Raw genomic sequence first — 19,375 nt, 5'->3', positions numbered from 1 at the left:
GTGATACTGATACGCATGGACCTTCGCGTACAGGGGGACGTCCCCCCCGACCCGTTTCTCGGCGCTGCCGACCTGTTCGAAACCGAGTTCTCGCTGGACGCACCCGTCCGCGTCACGGTTCGAGACGACCCCGACGAGCGAACGTGGGCCGCTCACTACGACGACCACCACGTGTTGAACGTCTCGCGGCGGGCCGCCACGAGCGCGATGGCCCGCGAACTCGCCGTTCACGAGCTGTCGCATATGGCCCGCTACGAGGAGGGCCACGCCTCACACCTCCAGTCCACGGAGGAGGCACTGTATCTCGGTCTCGCCGGTGAGGAGGTCGAGCGCCGAAAACTCGCTCACTGTTACCAGATCGCGAACCACATGAAGGACATCTACGCCGACGACATCACACTCTCGGTCGCGCCGTCGGACAAACTGGTCGGCTTCCTCGAATCGACGCTCGCGAGTGCGATCGCCGACCGACCCGACCCCGACCGCGCCGGGTCGCCCCCGGTGACCGCGGGTGCTGACCCGGATATCACCGCCGTGAACGCGGCGTTCGCGCTCGCGCTGGTCGAACGTCACGGCCTCGTGGACCCCTCACACCGGCTGTACGACCTCGCCCGCGCCGCCGAAAGCGACGCGGAGGAGATCGACGTCGACGGGTTCAAACGGCGGTTCCTAGCCCTCGGGCCGGACCCCTCCGAGAGTGACTACCGCAAGGCGCTCGTGGCGGCGGCTCGCGCGTACGCGGTCTGAGTCGAACACGGGACGAGTTCCCCTCCCGAGCACGGGAGGAGTTCTCGCCGGTTACTCCGCCTCGTCGACCTGCGCCTCCGCCTCGTCGGGTCCGTCCTCCGCCTCGGTAACGTCGAGTACGGTCACGCGTGCTTTCATGATCCGGGTGTTGTCGACCTGCTCGATACGGATCCGGATCCCGTCGAACTCGATCTCCTCGCCCTCCTCCACGAGGCGGCCGGCTCGGTTGAACACGAACCCGGCGAGCGTCTCGAACTCCTCGCCCTCCGGAAGGTCGATGTCGAGCATCTCGTTGACCTCGTCGATGTTGACCTCGCCCTGGACGAACGCGACGTTGTCGCCAACGAACTCGATCGGCTCCGGCTCGTCGCCCTCTAGGATGTCGCCGACGATCTCCTCGACCATATCCTCCAAAGTGATGATCCCCTCCGTCGTTCCGAACTCGTCGATGACGACCACCATTTGGAGGCGGTTGTCCTGCATCTCCTCCAACAGTTCGTCGGCGTTCTTCGATTCGGGGACATGGAGGGTCGGCTTGATGACGCGGTCGAGCGAGGGATCGCCTTCGGAGTACCGTAGCTCGCGGACGAGGTCCCGGACGGTGACGATCCCGACGACGTTGTCGAGGTTGCCGTCGAACACCGGGACTCGCTCGTGGTCGGCGTGAATACACTTCTCTATCGCCTCCTCGACCGTCGACTCCTTCGGCACGGCGGTGACGTCGAGTCGCGGCGTCATCACCTCCTTGGCGATGGTGTTGTTGAACCGGAAGATACGGTCGAGCATCTCTCGCTCCTCCTCCTCTATCACGCCCTCGCGCTCGCCCGTCTCGATGATGTTCTGTATCTCCTCGCGAGTGACGTACGTCGACTCGATCGCCGCCCGGCCGCCCGTGATCGAGTTGACGACGCGAGTGAGGTAATCGAAGAGGACGACCAACGGATATAGGACCGTCTGTGAGTACTTCAACGGTCGAGCGATCCGCAGCGACCACGACTCCGTGTTCTCGACGGCGTACGACTTCGGGGCGGTCTCGGCGAACAGCAGTACGACCGCCGTGATACCGAAGGTGGTGAGGACGATCGTTAGCAGTGCGCTCTCGACGTATGCGCCGATGAGCGCGGTCGCGATGGCGGTCATCGCGATGTTCACCAAGTTGTTGCCGACGAGGATCGTCACCAGCAGGCGGTGGGGGTTCTCTTTCAGAATCTGGATCGTCTTCGCGTGTTTGACGCCTTCCTCAACGAGTCCTGACACGCGGTGTTTCGGCAGCGAGAACATCGCGATCTCGGAGGAGGAAAAGAACGCCGACATCCCGAGCAGGACGATGATAGCGGCGATACCACCGACGGTCACGAGAGGATCGACCACCGGCGGAGCCCCCGGAACGCCAGCCAGTAGTACGCTCGACGATGAACCCATGCTCATTAATCGTGTGTCGGGCGACTGTTAAAGGGTTACTCTCCGACGGTGTCGCGATGGCACGGATCCACGGCAACCCATAAGTCGTCGACGACACATGATTCGATCGATGCCCTCCACGACGGATCCGAGCGATCCGGAGCAACCGGACGATTCCGAGCGACCGACCTGCCACGAGTGCGGCGCAACCGTCGACGCCGACGCAAACTTCTGTTCGACGTGCGGCACGGACCTGAACGCCGGACGACGGCCCGAGTACTGCCGGGAGTGCGGCGATCAGTTCGCACCCGACGACGCGTTCTGTTCCGGTTGCGGTGCCGATCGGTCGGCCTCCGAAACCGGGGCGGCCCGGTCGTCAACCGGTGGGTCGAACGACGAACTCCACGACCCCACGTCAACCGCCGACGACCCCACGTCGACCCCCGACGGCCCCACGTCGACCGCCGACGAGTCGGCGTTCCGGCGGCGAGTGCGACACCATCTCGACGCGGGCTGGGAGGTGAAACGCGACGAGGGCCACACGGTCACCCTCGTCGACCGGGACATCGGCTCGATCCCGATCCACGTCCTGTTGTTACCCACCACCGGCGGCGTTGGCAACCTCCTGTACGGCTACTATCACCACTCCACCCTCGCCGAGACGCGCCGACTCTCCGTCGACGACGAGCACTACCCCATGCCGAAGCGGGATCCGGACGAGGAGTCCGTCTTGACGACCGCCGCCGCGTACGCGTTGAGTGCGTTCGTGCTCCTTATCGGCCTGTTCATCGCGGTTGTCGCCGCACAGGGCGGGTCGATCGCCATGGCGGGTGTGGGACTCGTGCTCGCGCTCGCCGGTCTCTTGGTTGCCCCGCCGGTCGACAATCGACTGGATCGCCGACACCGGATCACGGCGTTCGGCCGGCGGAAGACGGTCGACCACCGGGTTCTCGAACCGGTCGACCCAGTCGAGGAGCCGTGTGTCGTCTGCGACCGGGAGTTCCACGGCGGGGTCGTTCGTCGCCGTCGTGACGAGACGCTCGTGGCGGGCGTGCCGGTCCGCACCCACGAGTACGAGACGAACCACTACTGTGCGGCCTGTGCCCGCGAGGATCTCTTCGGGACCGACGGCCCCGCCGCGCCGTCCACGGACGTCGAGGCGTCCCTCGACGAGGCGGTGGGCGAGCCAGTTGACGGGGCGGTAGACGAGACGGTCGACGGGGCGGTAGACGAGGCGGGGACGATCGGCGGCCGCGATCCGGTTTCGGAGACGACGACCGACGGGGAGTGAGTTCCGCCGGCGTCGACACGGTTACCCGACCGGCAGCCCAACGACCGTCCATGTCGAAGCAACCGATCACGCTCTATCGACTCCAAGCGTGTCCGTTCTGCGAGCGCGTCGCTCGGACGCTCGACGCGCTCGGACTTGACTACCGGTCCAGATACGTCGAGCCGATGCACTCCGAGCGCAACGTCGTCAAGCGCGTCTCCGGCGCGCGGAGCGTCCCCGTCATCGTCGACGAGGAAGCCGGCGTCACGATGTCCGAGAGCGCCAACATCGTCGCGTACCTCGAACGGACCTACGGTGGGGGCGCAAGCGGCGACGGGGCGGCAGCCGGGGGTGCCTGAGATGGATCTCGGCTTCGACGTCGTCGACCTCCCCGAAACGGACCACGTCGCGGTCGGCGACGAGGCACCGGCGTTCACTCGCCCTCTCGTCGGCGACGAGTTCTGGGAGGATCGCGCGCTCGCGGACCTCGTCGACGGACCCACGCTCCTCCTGTTCCATCCGATGGACGGCGCGTTCCAGACGACGTACCTGTACAACGAGATCGACGACCGCGGCTGGGCCGACGACGTGGACGTGTACGGACTCTCGGTCTCCTCGCCGTACGAGCACAAGCGGCTGCTCGCCGAGCGTGGCGACGGGATCCGGATCTTCTCGGATCCGAGCGCGACGGTGGTCGAGCGCTACGGCGTCGACCACGATGTCGATGGGATGGCCGGGATCACGGAGGCACGCCCCGCCGTCTTCCTCCTCGACACCGAGCACGTCGTCCGATACGCGTGGGTCGCCGGCGAACACCCTGAGTTCCCCGATTACGACGCGATCGAGGACGCGATCGACGAGCTGAGCGATCGAGGCCCGGAGTGAGCACGTGACTCCCTTTGACTTGCGTCCGGTCCACGCGGAGACGTTCGTGATCGACTCCGGGAGTAGGTCTCGCAATACGGTTTGGTAGGTGTTTATAAGTGGACTAGTGGTGTTGCTGGCAGCTGTTTATACGTCGTTGCTGACGCGGTGAATGCGTCCAAAGCCTCAGTCGCTCGTTTATAAATGGCTGCTGGCGGATCGGCGGTGAACACCTCCAAAGCCCCAGTCGCGAGGACTCGCGCGCTTTGCTGCGCTCCTCGTCACTTGCGTTGTCGCCGGCGCGTAGCGCCGGCTGCCAGAGGGACCCTCGGTCCCTCGCGGTTCGCGGCTCTCCGAGCCGCTCACCGAGGCGCAGGGCGAGAGCGAAGCTCTCGCTAGCAACCGGCGGCGGAGCCGCCGGTGACGCCGATAGCATCGCTCGTTTATAAGTGGTCGTCGCTGCCGCTCATACCACTTTAAATACGATCTCGTCGCCGGCGATCTGATATACCCACTCCTGCTGTCATTTAAGAGTACTGCTCGTCGCCCGGCCGGCTCAGTCGTCTAACTCCTCCCGAAGCAGTCCGTTCACCTGCCCGGGGTCGGCGCTGCCGCCGGTCGCCTGCATCACCTGTCCGACGAGGAAGTTGATCGCGCCCTCGTCGCCGTCGCGGTAGTCGGCGACCGCCTCGGGGTTCTCGTCGACGACGGCCGCGACCGCGTCCGCGACCTCGTCGCCCTCCGCCTTGCCGAGCCCCTCGCGGTCGATGATCGCCTCGGGGTCGTCGCCCTCGTCGAGCATCCCGCGGAGCACGACCTCCTCGGCGTTCTTGACCGTCAGTTCCTCGGCGGCGACGAGCTCGATCAGGCGTTTGAACTCGTCGAGGCGGCCGTCGACGTCCGTGATCGCCAGCTCGCGGTAGTTGAGTTCGCCGAGCAGGTTGTCGGCGACCCACGTCGCCGCGAGTTCGGGGTCGAACTCGCTCGCGACATCCTCGAAGAAGTCCGCCACCGCCTTCGTCGAGGTGAGCTTCGAGGCGGCCTCGTCGTCGAGCCCGTACTCCTCCCCGAACCGCTCACGACGGGCGTCGGGGAGTTCGGGAATGGATATCTCCTCCTTCCAGTCCGACACTTCAAGGGCGGGGAGGTCGGCCTCGCGGAAGTACCGGTAGTCCTTTTCGGCCTCCTTCGAGCGCATCGAGACGGTGACGCCGCGGCCCTCGTCCCAGTGGCGGGTCTCCTGTTCGATCTCGCGACCGCGACGGAGGACGTTTCGCTGGCGTGAGATCTCGTAGGCGAGCGCTTTCTCCGCGCCCCTGTGACTGGAGATGTTCTTTACTTCGGCGCGATCGGCGTCGGCGAGCACGTCCTCGGGGACGGAGCCGTCCTCGGCCATCTCCGACGCGGGGACGAGCGAGACGTTGGCGTCCACGCGCAGGCTCCCGTCGCGGGTCGCATCGAAGACTCCCAGATACTCCAGCACCTCCTCCAGCTTTGCGAGGAACGCGCGCGTCTCGGCGGGCGACCGGAAGTCGGGCTCCGTGACGACCTCCATCAGCGGCGTGCCAGCGCGGTTGTAGTTGATAAGGGTATGTGTCGCCGACTCGATGGAGCCGCCCGCGTGCTGGATGCTTCCCGGGTCCTCCTCCAAGTGCGCCCGGGTGATCCCGATCGTGCGCCGGTCGCCGTCGACGGCGACCGCTAGCTCGCCGCCCGCGCAGATCGGGGCGTCGTACTGGGTGAGCTGGAAGTTCTTCGGCAGGTCGGGGTAGTAGTAGTTCTTCCGGTGGAACGTGGTCGTCTCGGGAATCTCCGAGTCGAGCGCCTTCCCGATCTTCACCGCGGCCTCGACCGCGGCCTCGTTGAGGACGGGCAACGCGCCCGGCAGCCCGAGGCAGGTCGGGCACGTGCGCGTGTTCGGCTCCTCCTCGTCGTCGGGCTCCGTCGAACAGCCACAGAAGACCTTCGTGTCGGTTTCGAGCTGGACGTGGACCTCCAACCCGATCACGACCGCCGTCTCCTCGGTCGCGGCCTGCGTACTCATTAGCGACCCGTTGCGGGCGGGTCACCTAAACCGTGTCGGGAACCGGGCAGTGGCGAACCGACGACCGGAACCGCCAAGCGCCACGCCCCATGTCTCGACGCTGTGGAACGGACTGTCGGTCCCTGATGATCGTTCGTTCGATCGACCGACGATGAATCGCGCCAAAGAACATCCTTTTATATTTTTCACTGAATTCTCCGACAGTCATGGCACGAGAGACGTGGGCGACACGGGTCGGGTTCATTCTCGCCGCCGTCGGCAGCGCGGTGGGACTCGGGAACATCTGGCGGTTCCCCTTCATCACGGGACAGGAGGGCGGGTCAGCGTTTCTGCTGGTGTATCTCGCCTTCATCGCTCTGATCGGGTTCCCGGCGCTGCTCGTCGAGTTCGTGGTCGGACGGCGAACGGAGTTGAACCCGGTCGGCGCGCTTCAGGAGTTGGGCAGCGGCGCGTGGCGGTACGTCGGCTACCTGTTCGTCGCCACCGGATTCATCATCCTCTCGTACTACAGCGTCGTCGCCGGGTGGTTCCTCCGGTACACCGTCATCGGCGTTACGGACGGCTACGCCGCCGGTGCGGCGGACCCGGAGGCCGCCGAGGCGCTGTTCGGGAGCGTCGCGACCGGACTCGACTCGCTACTCTTTCACGCCCTGTTCATGGTCCTCGTGGTGGCCATCATCGCCGCCGGGATCCGGAGCGGGATCGAGGTCGCGGTGAAGGTGATGGTGCCGGCGATCATCGTTCTCCTGATCGGACTCGCGGCCTACGGGTTCACGCTCGACGCGTCCGCGGAGGCGTACGCATACTACCTCTCGCCGGACTTCGGCGTCATCGCCGAGAACTGGACCAGCATCCTGCCGGCGGCGGCCGGGCAGGCCTTCTTCACCCTCTCGCTCGGGATGGGCGTGATGATCACCTACGCCTCCTACCTCGGAGAAGATCGGAACCTCGCGGAGGACGCCGGGATCATCGTCGGACTCGACACGGCCATCGCCGTGATCGTCGGGTTCGTGGTGTTCCCGTTCCTCTTCGCGGCCGGACTCACCCCCGGTGACGGCGGTGCCGGTGAGATCTTCGTCAGCCTCACCGCGGCGTTCGCGGAGATCCCGGCGGGTCGCGTCATCGGGACCGTCTTCTTCGCGATGGTCGGGATCGCCGCGCTCTCCTCCGCTATCAGCATCCTCGAAGTGCTCGCCTCCTATCTGATGGACGAGTTCGGCGTCGACCGCGTTCCGGCCGCGGCCGGTCTCGGCGTCGCCGTCTTCGTGCTCGGGGTTCCAGTCACGGTCGATCTCGTCTTCCTCGATCTCTTGGACCTGTTCGCCGACAGCATCCTGCTGGTGCTCGGCGCGCTGCTGCTCGCGCTGTTCGTCGGCTGGGTGGCTTCGGACGCCGCCCGCGAGGAACTGGAGATCGGGATCGGCGACCTCGGCGGCCTCGGTGAGGCGTGGATCTGGGTGGTTCGGATCCCCGTTGTCGTCGTCGTCGCCGTCTCGCTGTACCTCGGCGTCGTCGAGTACGCCGAGTTCCTCACCGAGGACTTCGCCGACTGGCTGGCGGCGCGGTAGGCGATCGATGGCGCAGTAGACGGCGGTACGGTCGTTTCCTCCCGGCCGAACGCCGCTCGCCGCGACCGACCGTTTAACAACGAACGGGAGTGAACTCCCTCGTAGTGAGCGATCCGATCCCGACCGGCTGTGATCCGGTCGACGACCTGTTGGGCGGCGGCTTCGAACGCGGAGTCGTCACGCAGGTGTACGGGCCGCCGGCGGCCGGGAAGACGAACCTCGCGCTCGCCGCGGCGGTCGAGGTCGCCGCCGGCGGCGACCGGTCGCTGTTCATCGACACCGAGGGGCTCTCCATCGATCGGTTCGAACAGATCGCGGCGGGGTACGCCGGGCGTCCCGGCAGCGACGATACTATCGAGGAGTTGGCCGCTCGGCTGGTGATCACGGAGGCGTACGACTTCGAGGACCAGCGCGAGGCGGTCCGTGACGCCGAGGAGTTGGCCCCGGAGGTAGACCTCATCGTGTTGGACTCAGCGACGGGGTTCTACCGGCTCGAACGCGCCGGCGACACCGAGGGCGGCCAGTCCCTCCGGAAGGTGGCAAAGCAGGTGACGCACCTGCTCTCGTTGGCGCGCAGACACGATCTGGCGGTCGTGATCACCAATCAGGTGTTCACCGATCCGGACGGCGACCGGGACCGCGCGCTCGGCGGGAACACCCTCAACCACTGGACCGGGGCGATCCTCAGAGTGGACCGGTTCCGCGGCGGGAACCGCCGAGCGACACTGGAGAAACACCGCTCGAAACCCGCCGGCGACACGGCTACCTTCCGGATCGTCGAGGACGGGCTTGCGGCAGGTGTCGACGAGTAGCGAACCCGTGGAGGTGAGCGGTACAGATACGGTACGATGCGGACGGGTCCGGAGCTGCCCGAATGTGGTCGGGCGCCCCCGCCTACATCCCGCCGAGCTTCCGGAGGAGCTGGCCTTTGTACTCCGCGTCGGCGTTAACGCCCTTGATCTCGAGGACGTTGCGTTCGAGCTTGTCGAGCGCGACGTGGAAGGCGTGTTCCGCGCCGTACCCCTCGCCGGATCCGCCGACCTGACCCTGATTGGTCCGGAGTCGGATCTGACACTGGATCAGCGGGGTGCCGCGAAGTTTCTCCTTGTGCCGGTGGAGTCGAACGTGCGCGTGCATCACCTGCATCTCGGCGTACTTGTCCGCGACGTCCTCGATCGACTCGACGACGTGCTCGCGGGAGACGCGGTCGAGGAGGTCGACGTTGGTGATCTGAACGTCCATCGCGTCTTCCTCGGTGAACGTGAGCGCGCGCAACACGTCCGTTTTGGTGACCATTCCCGCAACGGTCTCCGCATCGTTCGGGGTGATGACCAGTCCGGAGACGTCGTTGTCGAACATCCGCGAGACGGCGGCCTTCGCCGTCTCGTCACCGGTAGCGGTGATGACGGGCGTCGACATGATGTCGTAGACGGGGAGATCGAGCATCCGGTCGATATCGCCGGCGCGGTCGCCGCTGCCCTGTCGTTCCTGGTCGCGAACGACGAATTCCACGATGTCGTTCGTGGTGACGACGCCGACGAGCCCGCCGTCGTCGTCGAGGACGGGAAGTCGGGAGACGCCGTTTTCGCGGAGGCGGTTGATCGCCTTGCCGACGCTGTCGCCGTCGTTGACCCCGATCACGTCGGTCGTCGCAACCTGATCGACGGTGATGGCGTCGAGACTGTCGAGAACCGCCTCTAGGATCTGGTCGACCGTGATGACGCCGTAGAGCTTCTCGCCCTCGTAGACGGGGGCGATCTTCACGTCGCCCTCGACGAGGAGACGGGCCGTCTCCCGGACGTCCTCCGTCCGCTTCACCGATGGGGCGGGCTTCATGACGGCGGAGACCTTGGTGTCGTCCTCCATACGAGAGCGCAGGAGCTGTTTTTCACCGACTACGCCCGCGTACTCACCGCCCTCCGTGACGACGATTCCCTTGGGGTTCTCCCGCTCGAAGATGGACCGGACCTTGGCGAGTCGCTCATCGGCGGCGACTTCCACGTACTCCGGTACTGCGATATCAGAGATGTTCATGGTCCAATCTACTAGTTCGACGCGCCGGGTATTGAAAGTGCGGGAGTCGTTCCGACCCGTGGAATCGCTCGTTCGAGCCCGAATAGAGGCCTGAGACGCTGGTACAGCCGATTCACCGAGACGGTGAAACCTTTTTGATGGTTACCGACCGAGGTGGGGCCGTGTACGACGCCGTCGTCTTCGACCACGACGGGGTGTTGCTCGGTCGGACCCCGTTCGACACCCTCCGGGAGGCCGCCTGGGACGCCTTCGAGCGGCTGGGCGAGACCGACCCCGACCTCGCTCACGTCGACGAGGTCGCCGTCGGCGTCGACCCCGCGACCCTGACCGACATCTGTGAGCGGTACGACCTCGATCCGGTCGAGTTCTGGCGCGTCCGCGACGAGGTCGCGACCGCGGCACAGGCGGACGCCGCCAGAGCCGGTCGGAAGACCCCCTACGACGACATCGACGCGCTCCGCCATCTCGACGTTCCCCTCGGGATCGTCTCCTCGAACCAGCAAGCGACGCTCGACGACCTGCTCGACTACTTCGGGCTTGCCGGCCGGTTCCACGTCGTCTACGGCCGCGAGCCGTCGATCGCCAGCCTCTCACGGAAGAAACCGTCCCCGTACTATCTCGAACGTGCTCTTGAGGACCTCGACGCGGCGACCGCACTGTTCGTCGGCGACAACGACTCCGACGTCGCCGCGGCCGACAACGCGGGCATCGACTCGGCGTTCCTCCGTCGGCCCCACCGTCGGTCCTTCGAGCTCTCCACCGACCCCACCTACGAGCTCGACGACCTCCACGACCTCGTGAGCCTCTGTGGCCGCGCTCCCGTCGACTCGACGTGACCCGATCGGTGGGCGGATCCCCCGGCTCCCGGATCCCCTGCGGATATATGCGGGTCCCGACTGATGGTGAGCCATGAGGCTCCCGCCCGTCGGCTTGGGAACGATGGGAATCGAGAACCCCGGGCCGATCACGACCGCGCTCGACGTGGGATATCGTCACCTCGACACCGCCCGGATCTACGGCAACGAGGCCGTCGTGGGCGACGCGCTGCCCGCAAGCGACGTGCCCCGCGAGGACGTGACCGTTGCCACCAAGCTGTGGATCGACGCGCTCGGCGAGGCGGAGGTCACCCCGACCGCTCGCGAGAGTGCCGACCTGCTCGGCGTCGAGACGATCGATCTCCTGTACGTCCACCGTCCGCGCGGCGAGTACGACCCGGCAATGACGCTTCCGGCGCTCGACCGGCTGGTCGAGTCTGGACTGGTCGACGCGGTGGGCCTCTCGAACTTCGAGCCCGCCGACCTCGACCGCGCTCACGACGTTCTCGACGTGCCGATCGCAGCCCATCAGACGGAGCTCCACCCGTTGTTCTACCGCCCGGAACTCGTGGAACGCGCCCGCGAGGGCGGCTACCCGCTCGTCGCGTACTCGCCGCTCTCGGGCGGGCGCGTCGACGAGGTGGACGCCGTCGTCGACGTCGCGGAGCGACACGGAACCACTCCCGAAGCGGTCGCGATCGCGTGGGCGACCGCGAAGGAGCCCGTCGTGACCGTTCCGAAGGCGTCGAGCCGGGCTCATCTCCGGGCGAACCTCGCGGCCGCCGACCTCACGCTCGACCCCGCAGATATCGCCGCGATCGACGCGGTCGAGCGCGAGCGCGAACTGTTCCCGGAGTGACCGTCCGAGCCGAGCGACGCGGGCGGTGTGGGCGGTGCGGGTGGCGTGGGCGGCGTGGGTGGTGCGGGCGGCGTGGACGATGTATACCACATGTTCGTGGATACAAACTTGTTTCTTCTGCGGCTGATAGACACGATCCCGGGGTGTTTTTCCGTTCGCCGCGTACAGTTCGGGTATGACCGAGGTCATCGATGGCGAGGCGGTGGCGGTGGAGGTTCGATCCGGCGTCGCGGACTGCGTGGAGACGCTGACGGACGCAGGCGTGAAACCGGGGCTGGCGACGGTGTTGATGAGCGACGACCCCGCGAGCGAGACGTACGTCTCCATGAAACAGCGCGACTGCGAGGAGGTCGGGATCGAGGGGATCCACGTCGACGTCGACGCCGACGCGCCCGCCGAGACGCTGTTCGAAACCATCGACGAACTCAACCACCGGGAGGACGTTCACGGGATACTCGTCCAGCTACCCGTCCCGGACCACGTCGACAAACGCGAGGTACTCCGTCGGATCGACCCCGAGAAGGACGTCGACGGGTTCCACCCGGAGAACGTCGGGCGGCTCGTCGCGGGAAACGCCCGATATAAACCCTGTACGCCCCACGGCGTCCAGAAGCTGCTTGCCGCCTACGATGTTGAAACCGAGGGCGCGGACGCGGTCGTCGTCGGTCGCTCAGACATCGTCGGCAAACCGATGGCGAACCTCCTGATCCAGAAGGCACCGGTCGGAAACGCGACGACGACCGTCTGTCACTCCCGTACCGAGGACTTGGACGCGAAACTCGCGAGCGCGGACATCGTCGTCGCCGCGGCCGGGATCCCGGAGTTCATCGGCGGCTCGATGCTGAAGGACGGTGCGACCGTTATCGACGTTGGGATCAACCGCGTCGATGCCGACACCGAAAAGGGGTACGCGCTCGTCGGCGACGTCGATTACGAGTCGGCGAGCGAGGTCGCCGGCGCGATCACGCCCGTCCCCGGCGGCGTCGGCCCGATGACGCGCGCGATGCTCCTGTACAACACCGTGAAATCCGCGAGCGAGCGACACGGCATCGACGTGGCGTTACCCTGACGGGACCGTGTGATCGCTCGGCTCGTCGTCCGCTCGACCCCGAATCTCGATCCGACCCTCGATGGCGGGGTCGATGCCGTGCTCGCGGGCGTACGCCGCGAGCACCTCGTACTGGATGTCGGCCTCGCCGATCCGGTGGCGCTGCTCCAGCGTCGGGAACTCGTGGTCGGAGTGGAGGAGATATTCCGAGGTGGCGACCGTGTAGGTGGCGTCGGGATCGATCGGCTCGCCGCCGACCGCCGCCTCCCGGAGCACTTCGTCGTCGGCGTCCCAGACGACCCGCGCGTTCGAGACGTGGCCGTGCCACCAGTCGTCCTCGCCGAAGTCGACGTCGGGGGCCGCCATCTCGCGGAGGATCCCTCGAAGTTCCTCGCCCGTCACGGAGACCAACACGACCGGCTCCTCGAACGGGATGAGACTGATCAGGTCGGCCTTCGTCACGTCGCCGTCCCACGCGTCACCCTGTCGGAGCCCCCCGGCGTTCGAGAGCCCGACATCGGCGTCGTGTACCCACCGGAACGCGTCCGCGACGAAGTTGCCGACGCGACACTCTCCACCGTGAACGACCTCGCCCGTCCGGGCGATCGGTTCGGAGACTTTCCCGACGACCTCGTCGAGATCGGCAGCCTCCATCCGACCGTTTAGCGCCGTTTTCAACTCGGTGTCAGGGTCCGCGCCGTCGCGTTCGTGGAGCGTCGCGGTTGGGGTGTGGTTGGGGTCGTCCGGCGCACCGAGGTCGACCTCCGCGACGACAGCACCGTTCACACCCGGTCGGACGAGCAGGGTCCCGTTGACCTGCTCGTTCCGCGGGCTGTGGACGTGCCCACCGAGAATCGCGTCGACATCAAGTTGACGGGCGAGGGCATCGTCACCGCCGCCGAGATGTGAGAGTACGACGCGATGGTCGACGGTCGGTTCCGCGCTCGCGAGGTCGTCGAGCGCCGCCCGAACCGCGACGACGGGGTCGTCGAAGGAGAGCGGGGCCGCCATGGGATTAAGCGAGTCCGTCGCGGGATCGGTGACACCGACGAACCCGACGGTCTCACCGTTGACGACGCGGGTAGTCCACGGGACGACGCCCTGCTCGCGACCGAAGGGATCGCCGTTCTCGTCACGGACGTTCGCGGAGACAAACTCAACGGGCGCGTCGGCGACGAGTCCGCGGAGGGAGTCCGGTCCGTAGTCAAACTCGTGGTTCCCAAACGTGTCGAGGAGCGTATCGGTGGCCGCATAAAAATCGAGGATCTGTCGCCCCTGCGCGACGAGCGAGAGCACGCCCGGGGCCGTGGTGTCGCCGGTGGCGACGACCGCCGCGTCGGGGCCGTCAAGCGCCCGGATCCGGCCCGCGAGGCGTGCCGCTCGCTCGGGGGCGTCGAAGACGTTCTCGATGTCGGAGTAGTGAACCAGCCTGACCATTTACCGAAGTCAGTCGGTCGAGCCGGTAAAAGGGCTCGGAGTAGGGGAACGACGTCCGGAGAGCCCCGGGAGGAAACCCATGCGCCCCGCTGACACGCTCGGGGCGTATTGAAAGCGTTTTTATGACGGCCAAGCCAACTCCGGAGTACACCCTCTGTGGGGTCGATGATGTGCCGTTCCGACAGGGACCGGCTACGGGACGGACACGCGAGCTCACACGGAGGACATAGGTGAACAACACATGCCAGTTTACGTAGACTACGACACCCCAGCCGACCTCGCCGAGCGATCGCTTGAAGCGTTCGAGGTCGCCCGAGACACCGGAACAGTAAAGAAAGGAACCAACGAGACCACCAAATCCGTCGAGCGCGGCAACGCGAAGCTCGTCCTCGTCGCCGAGGACGTCTCGCCCGAGGAGATAGTGATGCATCTCCCCGAACTCGCCGAGGAGAAGGGTATTCCGGTCGTCTTCGTCGATACGCAGGACGAGGTCGGCCACGCCGCGGGCCTCGAAGTCGGCTCGGCCGCCGCTGCCATCGTCGACGCCGGCGACGCCGCCGACGACGTCGAGGACATCGACGAGAAGGTCGCGGAGCTCCGATAACCACCCATGAGCGCAGAAGAGGGTATCGGCGACTCGACCACCGCCGAGGTGATCGAGGTCGTCGGCAAAACCGGGATGCACGGCGAGGCCATGCAGGTCAAGTGCCGCATCCAAGAGGGATCGAACAAGGGACGCATCATCACTCGGAACGTCCTGGGCCCCGTCCGTATGGGCGACGTGCTCCAGCTCCGGGAGACCCAGCGCGACGCGGACTCCATCGGAGGGCGATAACCAATGGTCGAGACACGCACCTGTGATTACACCGGTGAGGAAATCGAGCCCGGCACGGGCACGATGTTCGTGAAAAAGAACGGACAGATACTCCACTTCGTCGACTCGAAGGCGGAGAAGAACTACCTCCTCGGTCGCGAGGCGCGCGACCTCGAGTGGACCGAGGAAGGTCGTCGGCAGGGTGGCGAACAGTGAGCCACCACGACGAGCGAACCTTCGTGATGGTCAAGCCCGACGGCGTCCAGCGCGGCCTCATCGGTGAGATCGTTTCGCGCTTCGAGGAGCGCGGGCTGAAGCTCGTCGGCGGCAAGTTCATGCGGATCGACGAGGAGCTCGCTCACGAGCACTACGGCGAACACGAGGACAAGCCGTTCTTCGACGGGCTCGTCGAGTTTATCACCTCCGGCCCCGTCTTCGCGATGGTGTGGGAGGGTGCCGACGCGACCCGACAGGTCCGCGCGATGGTCGGCGAGACCGACCCCGCCGAGTCCGCTCCGGGCACGATCCGTGGCGACTTCGGACTCGACCTCGGCCATAACGTGATCCACGCGTCGGACCACGAGGACGAGGGCGCGAACGAACGCGAGATCGACCTGTTCTTCGACGACGAAGAGCTCGTCGACTACGGCCTCGACACCGCCGCGTGGGTGTACGAGGACGAGAACCACTAGCCGGACCGCCCGGATAGCCGCCGTTTTTCAGCCGCTCCGACCCGTCAGGGCCGGTAGTAACTACTTCGTTGACACACCGAGTTTCCGGTGAAACGATCGTGCCGTCTCCTCGCAGTCAGTCGATCCTGCGGCGAAACTGGTATAAATACCCCCGAGATCGGTCATCGCCACGGACGGGTCAGGCGTCGATCGCCCGGACCACTCCGTCCTCGCCGACGACGAGGGTCTCGTCGACGCCGTCGCCGGTGACGTCCGCGAACAGCGGTCCGGCGTACACGACCGCGTTCGGAACGCTCCCGCGGACCGCCCCGTCGCCGTTCCGGTTCATCGCGAGGACGTCGCCGCCGCGGTTCACGGCGACCGTGTTCGGCGTCCCGTCGCCGGTGACGTCCGCGACGCCCGGCGCGTTCACGCGGGTTTCGCCGCCGTACTGCTGTTTCCAGACTACCTCACCGTCGAGCAGATCGACGGACCAGACATCGCCGACGCCGCCGACGTGGACCCGCCCGGCGTCGGTCTCCCCGACCTCGATCGGGAGGTCCTGTAGGCCGACCTCGTATCGAGCCGACCCGTCGGCCCCCTCCAACGTCTCCACGTTCCCGTTCGTCCCGCCGAGCGCGAGGACGGGACCACGCCGCGTCGACGCCGCGGTCCAACTGGTGGCGGTCACGGACGGCGTCGCGTTCCACTCCACCTCGCCGTCGACGTCGAACAGGCTCACGGTTCCGGGATCGGTTCCGGCAGTCGTCACCGCGATCCCGCCGGCGACCGGCTCGTCTCGGCCGTCGGGATCCGGGTCGGCGTCGACGACCAAGGGTTGACGCTCGACGGTGCCGTCGAGGGTCGTCTCGAAGCGTTCCTCACCGTCCGCGTCGACCGCGAGGAGGGTCCCCTCCTCGGTGACCGCGACGACGACGCTTTCGCCGTGGCCAGTCGGATCACCGACGGCGGGAGCGATCCCGCCGGAGCCGTCCAACTCGACCGCGAACCGTTCCGATCCGTCCCGTGCGTCCAGAACGACGAGCGATCCGGGCTCCGTTGTCAGGGCGACGACCGGGTCACCGGCGAGTGACCCGGCTGCGAGCCCGCTGATGTCGATCGGATCACTTTCCGCTACCGACTCACCGTCGTTCGCCGGGTCGCCCGCTACCGACGCCGTCCACGCGACTTCCCCGCCCGGTTCGACGGCTCGGACGGCCATCTCGCCGCCTTCGAGCGTCGCTTGGACGAGGAGCGCGTCGCCGTCGACGGTCGCGACGGTCGCGCCCGTCCCGTCGTCGCCGTCCGCGGGATCCGACTCCCAGATCACGGTCGCGTCGGGAGTCGGATCGTCGAGGCCGACGAACGCGAAGGCGGCCACGCCAACGCCGGTCGCGCCGCCGGCGAACAGGATCAGGGTCGCGAACAGTACGCGGCGGTCCATTACCCACAGTTCGCCCCCGGAAGGCATACCGCTGTCGGATGCGGATCGAACGTGAATACGGCGCGTCAGTCTCAGTTCGCGAGGAGGCCGCCGACGTGGTCGGCTCGGTCGTCGCCGACTAGCTCGCGGAGCGCGTCGGCGTCCCGTTCGCCGTTCGCGTTCACGAGGTAGGCGGCACCGTCGCGGTCGCCGTACTCGCCGTGGAAGTCGTAGACGAAGCCGTACACGTCCGCACCCGCCGCGTCGGGGCTGCCGGACGCGAAGGCGACCTGCTCGTGGACGTTGTACTCCACGAGGCGGTTGCGTACCGTGACGTCGTCGGACCCTTCGGTGACTGCCGGGTCCGACAACCCCTCCTCGACTATCGGAACGAGCTCCTCGACGTCGGCACGGACGCCGGCCTCGTCGGGGTACTCGCCGGTTCGGACCGCCTGTAACGCCGCCCCGACCGCCCCACAACCCGTGTGCCCGACGACCGCGAGCACGTTCGTCTCGGTGTGTCCGAGCGGGTAGGCGGCGCTGCCCTCCAGGACGCGCTCGCCGGTCGCCGTGACGTCGATCACCCGATTGCCGATGTTCCCGGCGGTGAACAGGTATCCCGGCCCGTCGACGGACCACATCCCCTCCTGTGAGACTCGGGAGTCGGAACAGCAGACGGAGACGACCGGAGGACGCTGGACATCTCGCTTGTCGGCGAACACGTCCCGATCGAGGGCGGCGACGTGGTCGTCGTTGCGGTCGAGCAGTTCCGTGAGGATCTCACGCGTCATACGTCGTCTCCTCGCCGCGAGAATAAAAGCGACATCGCTTCGGGCAACGGCCTCGGCCGGGACGGGAGCGTCGGCGAACGCGACGTTCACGCGCACGACCCGTCGCTGGTCGGGGCCGAACCGACGGGGCCCGCTCAGATGACGAGCCCGATCGATTGATACACGAGCCCGATGACGAACACGCCGATCAGGGCGATCGTCGCGACCACGACCGCGGGGGCGAGCACTTCGTCGTCCTCGTCGAGAATGATGCTTTCCATGCCCGTACCGTCGTCGCCACGGGATTTGAACGCTTCGCTCGAACCGGCCCCTCCGTGGGGTCCACCAGCCGTGTTCAGGGGTCACATGCGTCCGTCGTGAGGGGAAGTTTCATGTAGCTCTCGCCGGACTCTCGATCCGGATGAGTCACGGAGGGCGACCGACGGCCGAACCCTGGCGAGGTGCCGATGGCGGACCGTGAGGCGACCGACGCTCCCGAGCAGAGCACGACGGAGGCCACCGCGGGAACGACGGAGGCTTCTCCACCCCCAACGACCACAGCCGCCAGCGACGCGGTCGACCCCTCCGCCAGCGATGCGGTCGACCCCTCCGCCAGCAACCCGGCTGGCGCGGAGACGGTTGCCGCTGGCGTACTCGTCGTCGTCTGCGGGCTCCCCGGCGTCGGGAAGACGACGGTCGCACGTCGAGTCGCCGACCACGTCGACGGGCGAGTGCTCCGGACGGATGTAATCCGGAAGGAACTGTTCCCGGACCCGACCTACTCCGACGAGGAGACCGCCGCGGTCTACGAGGAGTTGGTGGCGCGTGCTCGCGATCGGGTTACCGCCGGCGACGCGGTCGTCCTCGACGCCACGTTCGCGGACGAGCGCTTCCGTCGCGACGTTCGACGGATGGCGAGCGAGGCCGCCGACGGGTTCGAACTCGTAAAAGTCGAATGTGAGGAGTCGATCGTGAAACGCCGAATCGAGCGTCGGGACGGCATCAGCGACGCGGACTTCGACATCCACCTCCGGTTCAAGGAGCTGTTCGACGGGATCGACACCGACCACCTCGTCGTCGACAACTCCGGCGAGGAGGCGGCGACGTTCGATCAGGTCGACGCCGCGTTCGACGGGGCCGGAGACGGGTTTGACAGAGCCGGCGACGCGTCCGAGTAGCGTCGGCCCGATCACTTGAGGCACGTGAACGACTCTCGTGGGACACGTTCGCCCGCGTCTCAAATCACTTATACCGCCGTACGTTCTACCCAACGACGTGAGCGAAGAATCCGGGCGTCGGAACCTCCGAATGCCCTCAGATGACGAAGTGTTCGCCGTCGTGACGGAGCACCTCGGCGGCAATCACGTCCGCCTCCGGTGTGTGGACGGAGAGACGCGACTGGGCCGCATTCCGGGCCGCATGAAGTATCGAACGTGGATTAACGAGGGCGACGTCGTCCTCGCGGAGCCGTGGTCGTGGCAGGACGAGAAGGCCAACGTCGAGTGGCGCTACACCGACGAGGACGCCGACCAGCTGCGCCGTGAAGGCCACATCCAGTAACACTCGACGCGTTGGGGCGGCGAGGCGACCGCTTCTCAGCTGATAGTTTG

22 protein-coding genes are annotated in these 19,375 nt (G+C 66.7%); 15 read left to right on the top strand and 7 right to left on the bottom strand.

Annotation, left to right across the window (positions count from 1 at the left end; genetic code table 11):
* The first annotated feature begins 15 nt into the window (after positions 1 to 15).
* A complete protein-coding gene (locus J2751_RS02365) occupies positions 16 to 747 on the top strand; it encodes a DUF5781 family protein (RefSeq protein WP_209482863.1) in 732 nt (243 codons plus the stop codon).
* Between the two features lie 51 nt (positions 748 to 798).
* Here J2751_RS02365 and J2751_RS02360 read toward each other — a convergent pair whose 3' ends face one another.
* Complete coding sequence (locus J2751_RS02360; protein WP_209482862.1) at positions 799 to 2,169, bottom strand: hemolysin family protein; 1,371 nt, start codon at positions 2,167 to 2,169, stop codon at positions 799 to 801.
* Between the two features lie 109 nt (positions 2,170 to 2,278).
* On the opposite strand from J2751_RS02360, the gene J2751_RS02355 reads away from it, so the two are divergent.
* The 3 genes from J2751_RS02355 to J2751_RS02345 are packed head-to-tail and all read left to right on the top strand — an operon-like array spanning position 2,279 to position 4,303.
* Positions 2,279 to 3,439, top strand: a complete 1,161-nt coding sequence (locus J2751_RS02355) for a zinc ribbon domain-containing protein (protein ID WP_209482861.1) — start codon at positions 2,279 to 2,281, stop codon at positions 3,437 to 3,439.
* A gap of 50 nt (positions 3,440 to 3,489) precedes the next feature.
* The gene (locus J2751_RS02350; RefSeq protein ID WP_209482860.1) at positions 3,490 to 3,777 is read left to right on the top strand and encodes a glutaredoxin family protein; all 288 of its coding nucleotides are present in this window, start codon (positions 3,490 to 3,492) and stop codon (positions 3,775 to 3,777) included.
* A gap of 1 nt (position 3,778) precedes the next feature.
* Positions 3,779 to 4,303: a redoxin domain-containing protein gene (locus tag J2751_RS02345; RefSeq protein WP_209482859.1), complete on the top strand. Its 525-nt coding sequence runs from the start codon at positions 3,779 to 3,781 to the stop codon at positions 4,301 to 4,303.
* Positions 4,304 to 4,838: 535 nt separating this feature from the next.
* Here J2751_RS02345 and gatB read toward each other — a convergent pair.
* Entirely contained in the window at positions 4,839 to 6,326 is a 1,488-nt protein-coding gene (gene gatB / locus J2751_RS02340; RefSeq protein ID WP_209482858.1) for an Asp-tRNA(Asn)/Glu-tRNA(Gln) amidotransferase subunit GatB, read from the bottom strand.
* Between the two features lie 206 nt (positions 6,327 to 6,532).
* On the opposite strand from gatB, the gene J2751_RS02335 reads away from it, so the two are divergent.
* Both J2751_RS02335 and radB read left to right on the top strand, forming a co-directional pair.
* Positions 6,533 to 7,894, top strand: a complete 1,362-nt coding sequence (locus tag J2751_RS02335; protein ID WP_209482857.1) for a sodium-dependent transporter — start codon at positions 6,533 to 6,535, stop codon at positions 7,892 to 7,894.
* Between the two features lie 104 nt (positions 7,895 to 7,998).
* Positions 7,999 to 8,706, top strand: coding sequence for a DNA repair and recombination protein RadB (gene radB, locus J2751_RS02330; protein ID WP_209482856.1), 708 nt, complete (start codon positions 7,999 to 8,001; stop codon positions 8,704 to 8,706).
* 82 nt (positions 8,707 to 8,788) lie between these two features.
* Here radB and J2751_RS02325 read toward each other — a convergent pair whose 3' ends face one another.
* Positions 8,789 to 9,928, bottom strand: a complete 1,140-nt coding sequence (locus tag J2751_RS02325; RefSeq protein ID WP_209482855.1) for a CBS domain-containing protein — start codon at positions 9,926 to 9,928, stop codon at positions 8,789 to 8,791.
* 161 nt (positions 9,929 to 10,089) lie between these two features.
* Between J2751_RS02325 and J2751_RS02320 the strand changes: the two genes are divergently transcribed.
* The 3 genes from J2751_RS02320 to J2751_RS02310 all read left to right on the top strand — a co-directional run bounded on the left by J2751_RS02320 (position 10,090) and on the right by J2751_RS02310 (position 12,671).
* A complete protein-coding gene (locus J2751_RS02320) occupies positions 10,090 to 10,764 on the top strand; it encodes an HAD family hydrolase (RefSeq protein WP_209482854.1) in 675 nt (224 codons plus the stop codon).
* A gap of 73 nt (positions 10,765 to 10,837) precedes the next feature.
* Positions 10,838 to 11,602 carry an aldo/keto reductase gene (locus J2751_RS02315; RefSeq protein WP_209482853.1) on the top strand — a complete coding sequence of 255 codons (765 nt, stop codon included), beginning with the start codon at positions 10,838 to 10,840 and terminating at the stop codon, positions 11,600 to 11,602.
* A gap of 175 nt (positions 11,603 to 11,777) precedes the next feature.
* On the top strand, positions 11,778 to 12,671 hold the full coding sequence (locus J2751_RS02310; RefSeq protein WP_209482852.1) for a bifunctional methylenetetrahydrofolate dehydrogenase/methenyltetrahydrofolate cyclohydrolase: 894 nt from the start codon (positions 11,778 to 11,780) through the stop codon (positions 12,669 to 12,671).
* On the opposite strand, the gene J2751_RS02305 is transcribed toward J2751_RS02310, so the two are convergent.
* Positions 12,663 to 14,087, bottom strand: coding sequence for a bifunctional metallophosphatase/5'-nucleotidase (locus tag J2751_RS02305; protein ID WP_209482851.1), 1,425 nt, complete (start codon positions 14,085 to 14,087; stop codon positions 12,663 to 12,665). The genes J2751_RS02310 and J2751_RS02305 overlap by 9 nt on opposite strands.
* A gap of 241 nt (positions 14,088 to 14,328) precedes the next feature.
* On the opposite strand from J2751_RS02305, the gene rpl7ae reads away from it, so the two are divergent.
* The 4 genes from rpl7ae to ndk are packed head-to-tail and all read left to right on the top strand — an operon-like array spanning position 14,329 to position 15,593.
* Entirely contained in the window at positions 14,329 to 14,691 is a 363-nt protein-coding gene (gene rpl7ae, locus J2751_RS02300; protein ID WP_209482850.1) for a 50S ribosomal protein L7Ae, read from the top strand.
* Positions 14,692 to 14,697: 6 nt separating this feature from the next.
* Positions 14,698 to 14,922: a 30S ribosomal protein S28e gene (locus J2751_RS02295; protein WP_209482849.1), complete on the top strand. Its 225-nt coding sequence runs from the start codon at positions 14,698 to 14,700 to the stop codon at positions 14,920 to 14,922.
* Between the two features lie 3 nt (positions 14,923 to 14,925).
* Positions 14,926 to 15,117, top strand: coding sequence for a 50S ribosomal protein L24e (locus tag J2751_RS02290; RefSeq protein WP_209482848.1), 192 nt, complete (start codon positions 14,926 to 14,928; stop codon positions 15,115 to 15,117).
* Complete coding sequence (gene ndk, locus J2751_RS02285) at positions 15,114 to 15,593, top strand: nucleoside-diphosphate kinase (protein WP_209482847.1); 480 nt, start codon at positions 15,114 to 15,116, stop codon at positions 15,591 to 15,593. The genes J2751_RS02290 and ndk overlap by 4 nt, the downstream gene beginning before the upstream one ends.
* 178 nt (positions 15,594 to 15,771) lie before the next feature.
* Here ndk and J2751_RS02280 read toward each other — a convergent pair whose 3' ends face one another.
* The 3 genes from J2751_RS02280 to J2751_RS15685 form a co-directional block, all read right to left on the bottom strand.
* Positions 15,772 to 17,016: an outer membrane protein assembly factor BamB family protein gene (locus J2751_RS02280; protein WP_209482846.1), complete on the bottom strand. Its 1,245-nt coding sequence runs from the start codon at positions 17,014 to 17,016 to the stop codon at positions 15,772 to 15,774.
* Between the two features lie 71 nt (positions 17,017 to 17,087).
* Positions 17,088 to 17,786 (bottom strand): carbonic anhydrase, encoded by a 699-nt coding sequence (locus tag J2751_RS02275; RefSeq protein WP_209482845.1) that lies wholly within the window; start codon positions 17,784 to 17,786, stop codon positions 17,088 to 17,090.
* A 134-nt stretch (positions 17,787 to 17,920) separates the two neighbouring features.
* Positions 17,921 to 18,046: a hypothetical protein gene (locus J2751_RS15685; RefSeq protein WP_280900819.1), complete on the bottom strand. Its 126-nt coding sequence runs from the start codon at positions 18,044 to 18,046 to the stop codon at positions 17,921 to 17,923.
* 186 nt (positions 18,047 to 18,232) lie between these two features.
* Here J2751_RS15685 and J2751_RS02270 point away from each other — a divergent pair, with 186 nt between their 5' ends.
* Positions 18,233 to 18,943: an AAA family ATPase gene (locus tag J2751_RS02270; RefSeq protein WP_209482844.1), complete on the top strand. Its 711-nt coding sequence runs from the start codon at positions 18,233 to 18,235 to the stop codon at positions 18,941 to 18,943.
* A 97-nt stretch (positions 18,944 to 19,040) separates the two neighbouring features.
* Positions 19,041 to 19,325 carry a translation initiation factor eIF-1A gene (gene eif1A, locus J2751_RS02265; RefSeq protein ID WP_209482843.1) on the top strand — a complete coding sequence of 95 codons (285 nt, stop codon included), beginning with the start codon at positions 19,041 to 19,043 and terminating at the stop codon, positions 19,323 to 19,325.
* The last annotated feature ends 50 nt before the right edge of the window (positions 19,326 to 19,375 follow it).

This window comes from Halorubrum alkaliphilum, assembly GCF_017873815.1.
Lineage (GTDB): Archaea > Halobacteriota > Halobacteria > Halobacteriales > Haloferacaceae > Halorubrum > Halorubrum alkaliphilum.
Note: the sequence above shows the minus strand (reverse complement) of the source record. Positions and strands in the feature narration are given on the sequence as shown.

Excerpts from the sequence above, each read along its gene's own strand:
- J2751_RS02365 (WP_209482863.1), top strand. The coding sequence starts at position 16 with ATGGACCTTCGCGTACAGGGGGACGTCCCCCCCGACCCGTTTCTCGGC.
- J2751_RS02360 (WP_209482862.1), bottom strand. The coding sequence starts at position 2,169 with ATGGGTTCATCGTCGAGCGTACTACTGGCTGGCGTTCCGGGGGCTCCG.
- J2751_RS02355 (WP_209482861.1), top strand. The coding sequence starts at position 2,279 with ATGCCCTCCACGACGGATCCGAGCGATCCGGAGCAACCGGACGATTCC.
- J2751_RS02350 (WP_209482860.1), top strand. The coding sequence starts at position 3,490 with ATGTCGAAGCAACCGATCACGCTCTATCGACTCCAAGCGTGTCCGTTC.
- J2751_RS02345 (WP_209482859.1), top strand. The coding sequence starts at position 3,779 with ATGGATCTCGGCTTCGACGTCGTCGACCTCCCCGAAACGGACCACGTC.
- gatB (WP_209482858.1), bottom strand. The coding sequence starts at position 6,326 with ATGAGTACGCAGGCCGCGACCGAGGAGACGGCGGTCGTGATCGGGTTG.
- J2751_RS02335 (WP_209482857.1), top strand. The coding sequence starts at position 6,533 with ATGGCACGAGAGACGTGGGCGACACGGGTCGGGTTCATTCTCGCCGCC.
- J2751_RS02325 (WP_209482855.1), bottom strand. The coding sequence starts at position 9,928 with ATGAACATCTCTGATATCGCAGTACCGGAGTACGTGGAAGTCGCCGCC.
- J2751_RS02315 (WP_209482853.1), top strand. The coding sequence starts at position 10,838 with ATGAGGCTCCCGCCCGTCGGCTTGGGAACGATGGGAATCGAGAACCCC.
- J2751_RS02310 (WP_209482852.1), top strand. The coding sequence starts at position 11,778 with ATGACCGAGGTCATCGATGGCGAGGCGGTGGCGGTGGAGGTTCGATCC.
- J2751_RS02305 (WP_209482851.1), bottom strand. The coding sequence starts at position 14,087 with ATGGTCAGGCTGGTTCACTACTCCGACATCGAGAACGTCTTCGACGCC.
- rpl7ae (WP_209482850.1), top strand. The coding sequence starts at position 14,329 with ATGCCAGTTTACGTAGACTACGACACCCCAGCCGACCTCGCCGAGCGA.
- J2751_RS02295 (WP_209482849.1), top strand. The coding sequence starts at position 14,698 with ATGAGCGCAGAAGAGGGTATCGGCGACTCGACCACCGCCGAGGTGATC.
- J2751_RS02290 (WP_209482848.1), top strand. The coding sequence starts at position 14,926 with ATGGTCGAGACACGCACCTGTGATTACACCGGTGAGGAAATCGAGCCC.
- J2751_RS02280 (WP_209482846.1), bottom strand. The coding sequence starts at position 17,016 with ATGGACCGCCGCGTACTGTTCGCGACCCTGATCCTGTTCGCCGGCGGC.
- J2751_RS02275 (WP_209482845.1), bottom strand. The coding sequence starts at position 17,786 with ATGACGCGTGAGATCCTCACGGAACTGCTCGACCGCAACGACGACCAC.
- J2751_RS15685 (WP_280900819.1), bottom strand. The coding sequence starts at position 18,046 with ATGGAAAGCATCATTCTCGACGAGGACGACGAAGTGCTCGCCCCCGCG.
- J2751_RS02270 (WP_209482844.1), top strand. The coding sequence starts at position 18,233 with ATGGCGGACCGTGAGGCGACCGACGCTCCCGAGCAGAGCACGACGGAG.